Source organism: Zarconia sp., assembly GCF_057467645.1.
On sequence record NZ_JBRJXU010000139.1, the window covers coordinates 1 to 16494 of the forward strand.

Annotated in this window: 10 protein-coding genes; 4 read left to right on the forward strand and 6 right to left on the reverse strand. The window is 50.4% G+C overall.

All coding sequences use genetic code 11. From position 1 onward, the window contains the following. Positions 1-175 precede the first annotated feature (175 nt). A complete protein-coding gene (locus AC2215_RS21415) occupies positions 176-1183 on the reverse strand; it encodes a class I SAM-dependent methyltransferase (RefSeq protein ID WP_486812046.1) in 1008 nt (335 codons plus the stop codon). Between the two features lie 310 nt (positions 1184-1493). Here AC2215_RS21415 and AC2215_RS21420 point away from each other — a divergent pair, with 310 nt between their 5' ends. The 4 genes from AC2215_RS21420 to AC2215_RS21435 all read left to right on the forward strand — a co-directional run bounded on the left by AC2215_RS21420 (position 1494) and on the right by AC2215_RS21435 (position 10241). Continuing rightward, complete coding sequence (locus tag AC2215_RS21420) at positions 1494-2339, forward strand: ABC transporter permease (RefSeq protein ID WP_486812047.1); 846 nt, start codon at positions 1494-1496, stop codon at positions 2337-2339. A gap of 229 nt (positions 2340-2568) precedes the next feature. Next, positions 2569-3927, forward strand: a complete 1359-nt coding sequence (locus AC2215_RS21425; RefSeq protein ID WP_486812048.1) for an ABC transporter ATP-binding protein — start codon at positions 2569-2571, stop codon at positions 3925-3927. Between the two features lie 13 nt (positions 3928-3940). After that, positions 3941-4768, forward strand: a complete 828-nt coding sequence (locus tag AC2215_RS21430) for a class I SAM-dependent methyltransferase (RefSeq protein WP_486812049.1) — start codon at positions 3941-3943, stop codon at positions 4766-4768. A gap of 139 nt (positions 4769-4907) precedes the next feature. Beyond that, entirely contained in the window at positions 4908-10241 is a 5334-nt protein-coding gene (locus tag AC2215_RS21435) for a glycosyltransferase (protein ID WP_486812050.1), read from the forward strand. Positions 10242-10281: 40 nt separating this feature from the next. Here AC2215_RS21435 and AC2215_RS21440 read toward each other — a convergent pair whose 3' ends face one another. The 5 genes from AC2215_RS21440 to AC2215_RS21460 form a co-directional block, all read right to left on the reverse strand. Next, positions 10282-12663, reverse strand: a complete 2382-nt coding sequence (locus AC2215_RS21440) for a two-partner secretion domain-containing protein (RefSeq protein WP_486812051.1) — start codon at positions 12661-12663, stop codon at positions 10282-10284. A gap of 192 nt (positions 12664-12855) precedes the next feature. Next, positions 12856-14118, reverse strand: coding sequence for a serpin family protein (locus tag AC2215_RS21445; protein WP_486812052.1), 1263 nt, complete (start codon positions 14116-14118; stop codon positions 12856-12858). 653 nt (positions 14119-14771) lie between these two features. After that, positions 14772-15740, reverse strand: coding sequence for a lysylphosphatidylglycerol synthase transmembrane domain-containing protein (locus AC2215_RS21450; RefSeq protein ID WP_486812053.1), 969 nt, complete (start codon positions 15738-15740; stop codon positions 14772-14774). After that, positions 15737-16258, reverse strand: coding sequence for a hypothetical protein (locus tag AC2215_RS21455; RefSeq protein ID WP_486812054.1), 522 nt, complete (start codon positions 16256-16258; stop codon positions 15737-15739). The genes AC2215_RS21450 and AC2215_RS21455 overlap by 4 nt, the downstream gene beginning before the upstream one ends. Then, complete coding sequence (locus AC2215_RS21460; protein WP_486812055.1) at positions 16258-16431, reverse strand: hypothetical protein; 174 nt, start codon at positions 16429-16431, stop codon at positions 16258-16260. Before AC2215_RS21460 ends, AC2215_RS21455 begins: the two co-directional genes overlap by 1 nt. Positions 16432-16494 lie beyond the last annotated feature (63 nt).

Consider the following 16494-nt stretch of genomic DNA (forward strand, 5'->3'; position numbering starts at 1 on the left):
CTCCTTGTCTCCTTGTCTCCTTGTCTCCTTGTCTCCTTGTCTCCTTGTCTCCTTGTCTCCTTGTCTCCTTGTCTCCTTGTCTCCTTGTCTCCTTGTCTCCTTGTCTCCTTGCCCCCCCTCTCCGCGTTACCGCTTCTGCGCATCCTTCCAAATTCCGCGCTTCCGAATTCCGAATTCAATCCGTCGGTAATCCCAATAGGGATTTGAGCTTGAACCATTGGGTGCGCAGTTTCCAAAATTTACTGCTTTCCATGGCGACGATGCGGTCTTGGGATTGCTGGAGTTGGGCGGTGAGTTCTTCGATGGGCGATCGCTTTGTTATTTTTTGTGCCGTGAGATCGAGTTGACCGTTGTTTTGTTCGTGGGAGATAGACGAACTGTTGGGGGTGACTCGATTTTTGGTTTTAACGGCTGTGACCGAAAAACTGGGACCGTGGGGATGATCGAGGATGTCGTAATTAATTTGCATCTCCCCGAATCCGAAGTGTTCCAGACAATCGAGAATGGCTTGCCGACTCATCCACTGACTGTGGGATTGTTTGCCGCCGACAAATTTCTCCGATCGGAGTTCGCTGCCGTAGTCTTGGCGGTAGAGGGTATATTTAAAGCCGTCGTACTCCAGGTCTTGGTTGCTGTTGAACCGACTGTCGAGGCGGGGGTTGTTAGTGATAATGTCTCGATCGTAGTAGTGCGTCCACAGATAAATCCCGTTGCAAACGCGAGAAATCGCCGCTAGCAGGGCGACCGGATCGGTCATATGGTAGAGGATACCGCTGGCGCAACAAATATCGAAGGTTCCCGGATTACCCGCTAGATACTTCACGCAGTCGCCGTAGAGAAACTGGGCGCGGCGCAATCCTAAAATTTCCTTAACGATTAAGCTGCGCAGGTAGGCGCGAGAGTGGGCTTCGATCGCCACAATGGATGCGGCCCCCCAAACCTCAAACATCGAGGTGTGTCCGCCTTCGAGAGATCCCAACTCCAGAACGGTTTTACCGTCAACGCCTCCCAACTGCTGCATCCCCCAGGCGAGGCGATCGTCTCCGAACAGGGGAACCGTACCGGCTTTGAGATCGCCATATTCTTCAGGGAACAAAGAAGTCCATTCCCCAGCAAACAAATCGAGGGTGTTTTGGGGACTTGGGGCTTCGTGAAGATAGTAGTCGAGAACGTCTGCGTCCATCAGATAGTTTCTAGGAGTTCGATCGGATATTAGCTTATACCATTTTGGGTAGGCGTTTTGAGATTTTTCTTACAAGACGATCGCCTGATACGGAAACATCTACAAAGGAACGGAATACTATAAATACAGTTGACACCGTATGATGTTAGGTATCAAAACTCTGAGTTGAAGCCGGAGTGGCAAAATTTCAGAGCGACCCTCCTCGTCAAATCGTCTCTAGTAGCGGTATACGGACGAGTTAGCCCGATCTAGGGCTGTGAGGTCTTACGTGTGTAGTGAGTGAACGCGAAAACATAGTTGGTCAAACGGTATGAGAGGAGTTATCGACAAACCCGGACGCGATATCCGAATTCCCCACAGTTTCCGCAAGTGGCTCTTAAAATTCGAGCTGCTAACGACCTTATCCCAGCGAGATTTAGAAGCCCGATATAAAGGCTCGGTCGTCGGCAATTTTTGGCCCCTGCTCAATCAAATCTCCCAGCTTTTTATCTATACCTACGTTTTCTCGATCGTTTTAAAGGTTAAGCTGAGTTTAACAGGTTTGCCGGACAATAATTTCACTTTTGGATTGTGGTTATTTTCCGGTTTGCTGCCCTGGTTGGCATTTACGAACGGCTTCGTACAAGCGTCGAATTCCGTCGTCGGACAGCCGAATCTGGTGAAAAAGGTCGTATTTCCCCTCGCCTTGCTGCCGCTGGTTCCGGTGGTGTCGGCATTTGTGGAAAGTTCTTTGGGTCTGATGGCGCTGATTGTCGCCGTGGCTTGGACTTCGGGCACCATTCACAATACGTTGTGGTTGCTGCCGTTGATTTGGCTGCCGCAACTGCTGCTGACAGCGGGATTGGGATACTTTGCCTCCGCCTTTACCGTGTTTTTGCGCGATATTCCGCAAACGGCGACGGTATTGCTCAATCTTTGGTTTTACGTCACCCCTATTGTCTATCCCGACTCGGTGATTCCCGAAACCCTCCGCAACTGGGTTTTTTGGCTCAACCCCCTCGCGACGTTCTCCGCCGTCTACCGCGACTTGATTTTGGTGGGAGAAGTCAACCATCTGGCTGAGTGGGGTTTCGCCTCAGCGGTATCGTTACTGGTCTTCTACGCCGGTTGGTGGACTTATCAGCGGTTGCGTCCGGCCTTCGCAGACGTTCTCTAAATCTCGGAGAAATTACCGGATTACCTGCATAAAATCTTGCATCTGTCAATATTGGCGATCGCAGCCCGATCGCCTTCTCTTTAATTGCGGGACGTGCTTTTAACGGTATATTGTCAGTTATCGATTGACAATTGCCCGGATCGACTTCCCCGATCGCTTGTAATGGTTCGCTCCTTCTAACCCGAGACCCGAGTGGCCGATCGAGTCCGGGGTGAAGCCGGGAGTATGTATGAATGATATCGCTATTTCGCTGACGAATGTATCCAAGTGCTTTAAGCGCTACGATCGCCCCACCGATCGACTCAAAGAGATTATCCAACCGAAGAAGAAGCGGGGCAACGAGTTTTGGGCCGTGCGCGATGTCAGTTTGGAGGTTCCCCGAGGTCAAACTCTCGGAATTGTCGGTCGCAACGGTTCTGGGAAAAGTACCCTCCTGCAAACCATTGTCGGGACCCTAACCCCCACCAGCGGACACGTGAGCGTTCGCGGTCGAATTTCAGCCCTCTTGGAACTTGGAAGCGGCTTTAACCCCGAATTTACCGGGCGGCAAAATGTCTTCTTCAACGGGCAACTGCTGGGCTTGAACCAGCTCGAAATCGAAGCCAAATTCGACAGCATCGCCGCCTTTGCCGATATTGGAGATTTTATCGACCAACCGGTGAAAACTTACTCCAGCGGGATGTTCGTGCGGCTGGCGTTTTCGGTGGCGACCAGCGTCGAACCCAACGTGTTGGTGGTGGACGAAGCCCTCTCCGTGGGGGATGAAGCGTTTCAGCGCAAATGTTTTGCCCGGATCGAATCGATTAAGTCCCGTGGCGGTACGATTTTATTTGTCTCCCACTCCGCTGCGGCGATCGTGGAATTATGCGATCGGGCGGTTTTGCTCGATGGGGGAGAGTTACTGCTGGCGGCAAAACCGAAGGTGGTGGTCGATCGCTACCACAAGCTCATTTACGCCCCGGCAGAGCAATACGCGGCAATTCGGGAGGAAATTCGCAATTCGGGTCATATTGAAGTCCCCACGGTTCGCCACCAGAAACAAGAGGTCGCACCACTGGACTCCGACGACAGCGACCTGGAGGAGTTTTACGATCCCGGGTTAGTGCCCCAAAATACCCTCTCCTACACTTCCCGAGGGGCAAGGGTCGACGATCCGCAAATTCTCACCCTCGAAGGTCGGCAAGTGAACAATCTGGTGGGTCGTCGCGACTATATTTATACCTATCGGGTGACGTTTACCAAAGCGGCGGAAAAAGTTCGCTTCGGCATGTTGGTGAAAACCATTAGCGGGTTGGAGTTGGGGGGAATTTCCTGTCCGGGAGAATCCCAACAGATCGATTCCGTGGAGGTGGGAACGACGGTGACGGTGAAATTTCGCTTCAAATGCATTCTCAACCCCGGCGTTTATTTTCTCAATGCGGGGGTATCGGGGATTGTGGATGGTACATTTACTTATTTGGCCCGGTATATCGACGTGGCGATGTTTCGCGTCGGGCCCAACGTTCGATCGATGGCGAGCTGTACGATCGATTTTTTAATCGAACCTTCTCTTTCGGTGAGTTCCGAACTCGCGAATCTAGAAAAATAGGGTCAAGCTTTTGATGGAACCAGAAACGATTAACCAAAAAAAACAAGAGATTATCGATCGATTTGGCCCCTGGACCAATCATAATATTTGCCTGGGAGAGGATCTCTATACCATCGGCGATCGGATGGTGGGTTCGGAAGTAAAAGTCCAGCGTTTTCTACAAATTATTGCCGATATTACCCAGAAACCGTTTTCCGAGTTGCGAGTGTTGGATTTGGCCTGCCTCGAAGGTCTCTACGGTCTCGAACTTGCCCTCCAGGGGGCAACGGTGGTGGGGATTGAAGGCCGGGAAGCCAATCTCGCTAAAGCCCGCTTTACCCAGGAGGTTTTAGGACTCAAGAATATTGAATTCGTCCGAGATGACGTGCGCCATCTGAGTCGGGAAACATACGGTACGTTCGACGTGGTTTTGTGTTTGGGAATTTTCTATCATTTGGATGTTCCCGACGTGTTTGAGTTTGCCGAACATATTTACGGGGTTTGCCAGAAACTGGCGATTATCGATACTCACGTCAGCCGCAGTTCGGAAAGCGAATACTCTTACAAAGGGCAGGCCTATCGCGGCAGTCCCTACAAAGAAGATGAGACGGCGTGGGCCTCTATTGGCAACCCCGAAAGCGTGTGGCTGACTCGTCCGTCTTTGTATAACTTGCTCGTGGATGTGGGGTTTACGTCGGTGTACGAATGCCATCAGCCGATCGTCCCCAAGTTTGAGAGAATGAGGAATCGCCAAGAGGCCGATCGGGCAACATTTGTGGCGATTAAACATCATCCGGTGCGGTTGAAATCGACTCCCTTACTCGAGAATCGCGCCTTCGATCGCTTTGAAGAAATGCGATGATGCCATAACTTCTCGATCCAACCCCTGACAACGCGGGGGAAAGGGTCAGGGAGAATTTGTCTGCTGGCTACACCCTGTCACTGGGCACAAAGTTGCACGTCACGTCTATAAGAATTGCTATCAATACTGGGTACGAACTATGTCGAACGTCTTAATTGTAACGGGAATGCATCGATCGGGAACCTCCCTGACCGCCTCTTTCGTTCGTTCTCTGGGCATTGATGTGGGGGATAATTTGCTCTTGGGCGATGCCTACAATCCCAAGGGTTACTTTGAAGACGTCGACTTCGTACAGTTGCAGAGATCGATGTTGCAAGCCTGCTGCAATCGAGAAGAGGAAGGGTGGATCGATTGGGGGTGGACGAAAAGCGAACACCTCGATCGCTCCGCCCTGTCTGACTATATTTTACCGGCTCAGGATTTAATCGATCGACGCATGCGAGATTGCTCGGAATCCGCCGTTTGGGGGTGGAAAGATCCGCGCACGACGCTACTTTTAGATTTTTGGCAGGAGTTATTACCCGAGGCGCGATATTTACTCGTTTATCGCTTTCCTTGGGATGTGGTCGATTCGATTGGACGATTGAATAGTGTTGCTTTCCACAATCGCTCGGAATGGGCGATAAAAGTATGGGAGTTTTACAACCGTCATTTACTCGAATTTTACCATAAAAATCGCGAACGTTGTATTTTAATGAGTATCGATCGATGCGTTCGCGAACCGGAAAAGTTAGTTCGACTTTTAGAAGAGAAATTCAATTTAAAATCTCTCGCCGACGGACATTCCTTGGAAGAGGTTTACGATACCCAAATTTTTAGCAGCCTCAGTTGGAATCATCCCTTGGTGCAAACCCTGCGCACTCAAATGCCAGAATCGGTCGATCTCTTGGAAAAACTCGATCGCTCCGCCGATTTACCCAGCGATTTTTCCTCGCAATTGGCAACTTCGGATCTTCAAAAAAAAGAAACGTTACCGCTATCATTGGCCGCGAAAACGCCAGAAGTTAAAACTTTCTCATCCCATCGTTATCCAGCCTCCGAACCCATCGTTTCGGTGGTGATTCCCTGCTACAACAGCGGCGAATTTCTCCTAGAGGCGATCGCCAGCGTTCAGCGATGCCAAGAGAAGGTTTACGAAATTATTATCGTCAACGATTCTTCTACCGAACCCCTCACCCATAAAGTTCTCAATTATCTGCGAGAACGCAACTACAATATTATCGACCATACCCAAAATCAGGGACTGGCACAGGCGCGAAATACGGGCATTCAAAATGCCAAGGGACAGTATATTTTACCGCTGGATGCCGATAATAAAATTAAACCCAGATATATTACCAAGGCGATCGAGATTTTAGAGAATTGTCCCGAAATTGGCATCGTGTATGGAGATATGGAAATTTTTGGGGATAAGCAAGAAATTCGCGAAGTTCCCGAGTTCGATATCAACTTGATGGCAAAGGGGAATTATATCGATGCCTGTGCCGTTTTCCGGAAGGAAGTGTGGGAAGATTGCGGCGGTTACGATCCGAAAATTCCCAAACAACTCGGTTACGAAGATTGGGATTTTTGGCTGATGGCAGCGGAACGCGATTGGCGATTTCACCACGTTCGGGAAGTATTATTCGAGTATCGATCGACTTTCGACTCAATGGTGAGTCGGTGCAATTTGCCCGAAAATCGGCAGCAACTCATTCGCTATATTTGCGCCAAACATCTCGAACTCTACGCCACCAATTTTCCCGATATTTTTGCCACCAAAGAATTCGAGTTACTCTCCGCGCGCACCCATGCTGATATTTTAGACGTTAAACTGCGCGATACTCAAAATCATCACAAACACCTTGAAGCCGAATTCAAACAAACCCACGAACAACTCTACGAAGCCCGCGTCGATGCCCAGAAAACTCACGATCGCTTGCGCGAAGCCCTCGGGGAGGTAAACGCAGTTCACCAGCAACTCGGGGATGCCAAAGAAGAAGTCAAGCAAACCCACGCCCAACTCGCCGACGCCATTGCTGACGTACAAAACGCCCACGCCCAACTCGCCCAGGCGCGAGAAGAGTCGCAAAACACCCACGAACGGTTACGGGGGGCGATCGAAGATAACCAGCAAACCCACGCCCAACTCCACGATGCCCGGGTAGACATCCAGCAAACCCACGAACGGTTACGGGGGGCGATCGAAGATAACCGCCAACTCAACACCCGACTTCAGGAAGCCGAACGCCACACCCAACAACAAGTGGGGGAAGTTCGACAGCAGCTGGGGCAAGCCCAATTCCAAATCGGGCAACTCCACGAGACGATCGCCGCGATGGAGAATACCAAGTTCTGGAAGCTTCGAGTCATCTGGTTTAAGGTGAAATCTCCCCTGATGAAACCCATCGGCTGGTGGGGGCGACGGGGAGAATTTCTGGAAGCGGCGAAAACCCAGGGCTGGCGGTATGCCATTGGGAAAGTGACGGGAAAAGTGAAGCGAAAATTGGGGTTGGCATCGGCAGAGGTTGCCCAACTTGCCCCCGCCATCGATCCTCACCTCCTGGCTTACCAACAGTGGACGGCAATGCACGCCCCCAGGGCAACGGATTTGCGGAAGATGGCGCAGACGATTCCTACCTTTGCCCATCAACCGACGATTAGCATCATCATGCCCGTTTACAACACCCCGGAGAAGTTCCTGCGGGATGGCATCGTGTCGGTGTTGAATCAGATTTACCCCTATTGGGAGTTGTGTATTGCCGACGATGCTTCCACGGCGGAGTATATTAAGCCGGTTTTGGAGGAGTACGCAGCAAAGGACGATCGCATCAAACTGGTATTTCGAGAAGAAAACGGCCATATTTCCCGCGCCTCCAACTCGGCAATTGACGTGGCGACGGGGGAATATATCGCCTTACTCGATCACGATGACGCAATTACCCCAGATGCGTTATACGAGATGGTACTTCTCATTAACCAGCATCCCGACGCAGATATGCTGTACTCCGATGAGGATAAAATCGACGAGAACGATGCCATCATGCATCCGTTTTTCAAATCGGATTGGTGTCCCGATTCTTTCCTCTCGCGGATGTATACCTGCCACTTCGGGGTGTATCGCAAATCGATAATCGACGAGATTGGCGGCTTCCGGGTGGGGTACGAAGGCAGCCAGGATTATGATTTGGTACTGCGATTTACGGAAAAAACCGACAAGATTTATCACGTTCCCCGAATTCTCTACCACTGGCGAATTCACGCCGAATCCACCGCTGGGGGAGAAGCGACGGTGAAAACCTATGCCTACGAGGCGGCGAAAAAAGCGATCGCCGAAGCATTGCAACGCCGGGGAGAACCGGGAGAGGTTATCGACGTACCGGGATTTTTCGGTAACTATACCGTTCGCTATCAGATTGCCGAACCGAAGCGAGTCAGTATTATTATCCCGACGCGGGATTTGGCAGGAATGCTCGATCGCTGTTTGGAGTCTGTTTTTACCCGTACCACCTATCCTAATTACGAAGTCATCGTGGTGGATAATGGCAGCGTGGAACCGGAAACGAAAGCGGTATTCGATCGCTGGCAGCAACAGGAACCCGATCGCTTCAAATGCCTTCCTCTCGATATTCCCTTCAACTATCCGAAGTTGAATAATTTTGGGGTGGAAAATGCCTCCGGAGACTATATATTACTCCTGAATAACGACACGGAGATTGTGACTCCCGATTGGCTGGAGGCAATGGTGGAACAGGCGCAACGCGACTCAATTGGCGCAGTGGGAGGCTTATTGCTGTACGATGACGATCGCATCCAACACGCGGGCGTAATTATGGGCATCGGCGGCATTGCGGGGCACAGCCATCGGATGTTCCCCAAAGATACGCCGGGATATGTCTGTCAGGTGAAAACGATATCCAATTACTCGGCGGTAACGGGGGCATGTTTGATGTGTCGCCGGGATGTATTTGAGGAAGTGGGGGGATTGGATGAATCCCTGGTGGTGGCGTACAACGATGTGGATTTTTGCTTAAAATTAGTCGATCGCGGCTATCGCAACGTTTACCTGCCTCACGTGGTTTTATACCACTACGAATCCAAGAGTCGCGGTTACGAAGATACCCCAGAAAAACTGGCACGACAGGCGAAAGAGGGGGCGGTAATTTGCCAGCGATGGCGCAAATACGTGGAGAACGATCCCTGCTACAATCCCCATTTAACAAAGGGGTTGGAAGACTACAGCATCAACCTGGCGCCGCCGTCGATTCATGTGGAATTGGAAGATACGCGATCGCAGAATATATTGGCAGAAACGGAACCGAACCCGTTTGAATCTAATGCGAATCTGTTCCCAGAAGAAACTGATAATGGGGGAACGGGTTTAACGGCAACCGTCGAGTCGGGGAAAAACGGCACGTCGGATGTGGTTTCAGCATCGGCATCTCCCGAGATTTCAGAAGCCAAAATTGAGGATGCGGAAACTTCGGTAACGGCTAGGGTTGAACCGAAAAAAAATGGTCGATCGAATGTTTTACCAGAAACCAAATCTCCTAAGATTTCAGACGCAAAAAAAAATGATGCAGGAACTGAAGTAGCCGCTAAAAGCCACTCAAAAAAAAATGGCACGGCGACGGCTAATACCACCGTTGAAGTAACCGAAAATCAACCGGAAATATCGAGAAATAACAGCAACGGAAAACTCGAAGAACCTGCGACGGAAACTGAAGGGCAATCGACGAGAATCGCAACATTAGAACCCAAACCCGAACCCGAAGAAACCTCAACGGAATCCATCGATCTAGATACACAAAAACGGGAAGAAGTCAAGCGAATTCGCCGTCGAATTGCCGATAAATATATCAAAGGAGATGGGATTGAAGTTGGGGCGTTGCACTCTCCCTTACCGGTTCCGGAAGCGGCAAACGTGCGCTACGTCGATCGAATGTCAGTATTCGATTTGCGCTTGCAGTATCCGGAAATGAAGGAACTGCCGTTGGTAGAAGTCGATATTATCGACGATGGAGAAGTACTATCTACGATTGAGGATAATTCGTTAGATTTTGCGATCGCCAACCACCTCATCGAACATTGCCAAAATCCGATTCAAACCCTGAAAAACTATTTCCGAGTTCTCAAACCCGGCGGCATTTTATACCTGGCCGTTCCCGATAAACGGTATACCTTTGATGTCGATCGACCCGTGACTTCTTTAGAACACCTCATCGACGATTATACCGAAGGACCAGAGCGATCGCGCATCTCTCATTTTGAAGAGTACGTGCGCATGGTCGATCGAACTCCGGAAAAGAAGGTTTCTGCCCGGTTACTATACCTCCTCATCGACCTGGATTATAGCATCCACTTTCACGTTTGGACGCCTTCAGCATTTACGGAGTTGCTATTATATTGCCAGCAAGAATTTGAAGATAAATTTGCGATTGAGTTGATGCAAAGTAACGAGGATGAGTTTATTTTCGTATTGCGGAAGGAGTGAGGAAAATCAAGAAGAGAAGGGGAGAGTGCTGACCCAAATTTTAAGAATGAGTTGAAGATCGAACCGTCGATCGAAAGTTTCGACACGCCAGTGGCAAAAATGCCGATGGGAAAGGTTCGCCTCGATAGGGTTCGGCCGTCAGAATGACCTCGCCGTTTTCCCCCACCACCCAACCTTGGGCTTCGATCTCGGGAAGATGGCGATCGAGAATGCGATGGTCTGAAACGCTATTGGACATAGGCTTCGAGGTGCCCCGAGCCAGGGCTTCATCCTCGGGAAACTCAACCCACTCGATCTCGATCGGGGAACGCCCCCCTAGAGACTCCAAGGGACTCGGAGGAATGCCTCCCCGTCCGGTCATAATAAACTGGCTGTTCTGGCTTTGGGAACAGAAATCAGTCCCAATCAGTTGAGTGGCATCGATCGGAGTTTGATATGGCACGATAAAGTTGGTGGGATCGAGTAAACTCCCACTCGTCTGCAATGCAGCGAAGATCGCACTGTCCCTCCTGATGAGGCCGCTCGATGAATCCGTAACAATTCCCTCTGCGGCATTTGCGATCGCGCGACCCGATCGACCTTGCCCGTTACTGCGGGCGCTCAGTCCAGACCCCAATGTCAAGAAAACTGTTTGGGTGACATTCACCACGACATTTCCCGCATCGCCGACTCCGAGGGTATCAGTCACCACTAGAGCGCCGTTCGTCAAAGACAGAGAGTTGGTTGTTATCTCAATCTGGCCGCCATCCCCCACGGCGCCACTCGCCACCCCACTGACAATCCGACTGTCCACTCCATCGCTCCCACCCCCCTCAACGGAAACCGCTCCGGTAGTATCGATGGTAATGTTGCCAGCATTTCCCCGTCCGAGGGTGCTCGTATTCAGTAGAGCGCCGTTAGCCACAGAAAGAGAGTTAGCTGTTATCTCAATCCGACCGCCATCCCCTACAGCTTCTTGCCCAACTCCACTGAAAATCCCACTAGAAACGCCATTGCTCCCACCCCCCTCAACGGAAATCGGTCCGGCAATATCGAGAGCGATACTGCCAGCATTTCCCTGTCCGAGGGTGCTTGTATTCAGGCGAGCACCATCCGCCAAAGCCAGAGAGTTGGCTCTCACCTCGATCCCACCGCTATTACCCACGGCATGACTCGCCACTCCACTGACAATTCCGCTAGAAACTTCATTACTGCCAACTCCCTCGATCGAAACCGATTCGGTAATATCGAGAGCGATGTTGCCAGCATTTCCCCCCTCAGGTGACAGAGTTCGGGAAACGATCGCAGCACCGTCGGTTACAAACACCGATCTCGCGTTAACTCGGATATCGCCAGCATGACCGGAAGCACTCGGGAGGACTTCGTTATAAAGACCCGAGGAAACTAGCCCGTTGCCACCCGAGAGATGCAGTTCGTTCGCGAAGATGGTGATATTTCCCGAATTGCCCGTTCCCTCCGTCCCGGCCACTGCACGTCCGCCTTCGGTTGCCGTTATGCGATTTCCATGAAAGACAATATCCCCTGCATCGGTGCTGCGGACGCTGACTCGCCCATTACGAGCGAGGGTAATATCGCCGAACGGGGCATTTTCGGCAAAGCCGAGATTAAAAGTATTGCCATCAACTGCAAGCTCTACCATGCCAGAATCAGTCAATCCGCCCAGTTCGATTCGACCCCCCGGAGCATTCAATCCGCCACCCTCAAGAGTGAGATGACCGCCTACGAGTACCAAGCTTCTCCCCGGTAACACTTCCAAACCCGTAATATTTCCCATACTATCCATGGCAGCAGCTTGATTGAGAAGATTTCCCGGACGTTCCCCAAACTGTAAGCCAATCGGCACGTTAACAATTAACAATGGTGGAACATCGGGATCGACCGCGCTAAATTCGCCATCGGGGAAGTGAATACGATCGGCCGTACTCGCCAAAAACGATCCGTTTAGATCTAACCGGGCATTCGGACCGAAGAAAATTCCACTGGGGTTAATGAGAAATAGATTGGCATCTCCCATCACTCCGAGAGTTCCCAAAATATTGGAGGGATTGCTCCCCGTGACCCGAGTCAAAATATTCTCAATGGTTGTGGGATTCTGAAAAACAACGCTTCGCCCTGTGTCGATGTTGAACTCTTGGAAACTATGAAATAGGTTGCTGCCGCGAATTGCCCCGCCATCGATTCGATCGGACATCTCATCAAGGGGCATCACGATCGAGCTTTCGGTTCCTAACGTAGAATCTGGGATCAGCTGAGCTGCTGTCGGACTCGAACAAAAGACGAGCGAACTCAGACCAACAAAATAAATGGGAAAAATCCGAGCGATCTCGAATTGCAGTGGCAAGGAACCGTCGTATTGCTGGCGATCGCCAAACAGACGATGGGTGTCTTCGAGGGTCGGGTTTTTAGGGTTGAGAGCACTCATGAAACACGATCGAAGCAACTCAAAGTCTTATTGTACCGAAGGGTAAGATGGGTTTCTTAAAACCGAAGATTGTCGGGAGGAACTGTCGAGGCGATCGATCTAAAATCGAGCAATTGACTCAGGATTTTTAGAGAAGCGAGCGAGTCTTATGGTTCTCTGTGAGAATCAGAGCTTCCGAAGCCCTCATTCCCTCTAAGACGACTCCAAAGGATTCGCCACCCGACCCAAAAATAAGATACTCCCCGAATGACGATGGCGAATCAAAAACACGAACGGGCGATCGGCACGAAACTCAATAGATGGAGGCACGCCTCGGGTTACACCACCGATCGCGGTTGCCGCCGCCGCCTCCGTGCCGATTTCGCTAACTTCAACCACGGCTTTGTGAATCACATCGCTAATAAATAAATCTCTTCCACCGTTGATGCCCGAAAAATCCGAGCGTTCGCCAAAGGCACTGGGCATCCCCATCATCGATAACACTTTGGTGAGGTCAAACTCCGAGGTCACGCGAAATTTGGGCAGCCAGAGCTGAATTTGCATCAACTCCGGACCCTCCACCGGCAAGGTCAAAGCAGACAGCCACTGTTGCAAGTTGTCTGGGGTGAATCTGCGCTCTAAAGCGGCTAATCCGCCAACCGCATCGGGCAACAGCACCACCATCGACAGCGCATCCCCTCGATAGGGCAACTCCAGGATTTGCAAACCTTCCACTTCGGCGTACTCGAAATACTCTCTTTGGTACATCATCGACACGTTTGCTTGCTCCCCCGAAGCGGTGGTAAATGTCGCATCGCGAGTCCGTTCCGGATCGAAGACTGCCAACCAATTTCCCTGGAAATAAATTGCATTGGTGAGAACGAACCGCGTCAATGAGGTGAGCTTATTCGGTGCGATCGGGTCTTGAATTTTATCTTGGGTTCGTTCTTCCACCCAGTCGTTAATCGTCTGACGGCAGATTTCGGTCTGGTTGATAAAATCGAGAGTTTCGACTTCACCACCGTAGTATTGCTGAAGTTGACCCAGAAACTGCGGCTCGAAAAATGCACCATCTTGACCCCAAAGACGGTTCGCACTCAAGATTTGGTAGTCCGAACTCGGTGCGGTTTCAATGGTTGTCATTAGTTGGGAAAAAGCCGGATGCAATTGGTTTTGACCGAGAGAAAAATGCAAAACTCGCGCCATTTCCACAGCCGTTTCACCTCTAGCCCCGATATAGGTCATGGCAAGGGCAGTGGAGATGCTGTAGGGGGAAAAAAATAGATTTTCATCGGCATGTTCGGGTCCCAGGCGAGCGTAGAGGTCGAGGGCAAATGCGGTGTTATCCGCCGCGAGTTGAGTGACTTCTGGGGGAATTTCGGCGATGGCAGCTTGAGAGCGTCCTGGAAAAAACACGATCGATTGCCCGATCGCATTCAATGCAATAAAAAATAAACCAACTAGTGAGGATTTCATCGATGGTTACCAGCTCGATCGAAAATGAGAATATGATGTTTTCTGTAGATGCCAGATAACCGAAGGTTGGGTTCGCACCCAGAAGAAACAATCAAGAAGAAACAAAAGAAGGGAAATTCAAAAATCGATTTTGTCAGAGCTTGGGAAATCGATCGCTCTGGCACGATCGGTGAATCGACGAGGTCGAAGTCACAAGCGCTCGATTTCAGTTTTATCGTTCTAATCGTTTACCCGGAGGGGATTGTATCAAGCAATACTGTCATCGCGCGCGACAAATGAGAGAATAACGAAGCCTCACATCGCGCTCCCCAATTAACAGACCCCAAGAACTGTAAAAAGAAATAAATCGTTGTTTGAAGCTGAAGCTAATCTGCTCGGGAAACACTCAAGCCTTTTCCACCGATGTGACTAGAGGCGCAATCGCTCTACCACTGCCCCGCGAGAGATTAACCAAATCGCGTTTTTTTGCCAAGTTGGATTCGTATATTTACTAATATACCCGATCGAGGAGATGAGCTACATCTCGATGGTTGACCCGAAGGCTATCTCTTTGCGGTATTCACGGGAATTCGGACAACCCAACGATCGATGAGTCTCCGTTTCTCTTTCCCCCCGATACTCCCATCTCCCCAAGAGCGCCGATCGTTGGTGTCCTAATTATCCTGAAGATCGCGATGAGCGGGGCGAGAACCGCGCAGGGTAGCCAGAAACTGCCCCAAAAATGGCAAACCTCCAATCGCCGGTAGGAAATAGCGAGACGTACACAACAATCCCAATGCCGCGCCGGTGACTTCGTTAAAGTAGGGTTGGTAAAACCAAATCAGCGCTGCATCCCGCGTTCCCACACCGGCAAAGGTGAGTGGCAGCAATCCCGCTAAAATGGCCAGGGGAGAGAGAGCGAGGTTGGTTAAAAAAGGGACCCATGCTTTGAGGGCGAGGATAAAAAACCAAATTTGCAGCAGGTGCAACAGCCAGATAAATACCGAAGTTCCAGTAATTTTGGCAAGTTGGCGGCGACTTTTCCAGAAATAATCGTGCATTTCACCCCAAGAAATATGGAGCTTTTCCAGCTTCGATCGCAGCTTGTTCGGAGCCATTTTTTTCCCCTGAAGAAAAAATAAATTGGCAATTGATTTCGATCCAAGCAGGGAAATACCCAATCCAAAACCACCCGCAATCCCTGCAGTGATACCCCAAAAAAAACAATTTTTATCGGGATAGAAAAATAAACCAAATCCGCACCACAGTAATAGAGAAAGCATATCGCACGCTTTCTCGAACACGACCAAAGATAGCGCTAAAGACCCACTCAAATGTCCGCGATCGCGCATAAAATAAGCTTTAGCAATATCCCCCATTTTCGAGGGCAAAACCATATTTAAAACACTCGCGGCTAAAATCAGCCGATTGGCTTCCAAAAATCCTAGGGTGCCCTCAACAGGCATTAACTGTTGCAATCGCCAACTCGTCGCGAGGGTAATGGGAACGACCATCGCCAAGCTGACAAACATCCACAGGCGATCGCAATTTTGAAAAACGGAAACTAACCCGGCTAGGTCAATTTTGGTGTAGAGAATTGCCAAAAGACCGAGGCTGACAACCAAGGAAATAACTTTCTTCATTCACTCCGACGATCGAGTTTGAGCGTAGCGTTCGTATCGCTGATCAGGGTGAGTTCGTCTTCGGCGATCGAAAATTTAAATTCTGTAATTTCACCAGAGGAGAGATTTTCAATGGAAATGGTATCTCGCTCGATCGAAAATACCCCCTCTTGCTCTCCCGAAAAAACCCGACCGTCAGAGGTGAATTCCCAACGAAACTCCGCTCTTTCCGCTTCAGCCATACCACCGATATTGGTGGCAGTTCCATTGGGATCGATATAGAAACTCGGACTCCATTTTCCCTCGAGTAACGTTGCGGTTTCCGCCGACTCAGAATCCATTGAGGCACTCGACTCATCGGCAAAGATGCTGGGTTTGGACTCGTCATCGGATTGCGCCGGTTCCGCTTCCGACAAAGAAACATCAGGCGGCTTGCTCGCCACATCTGCCGACGTTGAGTTATTACAACCCCACAGAAGAGTCATTCCCACACAAATTAAAGATCCCAGGTGTTTTCCAGCAAATTTAAAGTAAACCATCAATGATATTTACCGTGAAATGGATAGGCTGCGTTCTGACCTTGGAGGTAGTATCCTACCATATCCCCTTTTTGGACCCGATCGGCGGGGGCGGTGGGAGCTTGGGAGGCTTTGGGGCAGGGGAGAGAATTGGGAGATGTCAGGTTTCGTTTGTTGCAAAACCGATCGCCCAAATGCTTGTTCCCCTACAACCTCCCCATTTTTAATTTTGCGAAACGCGAGCGGTGTCGGTCCCC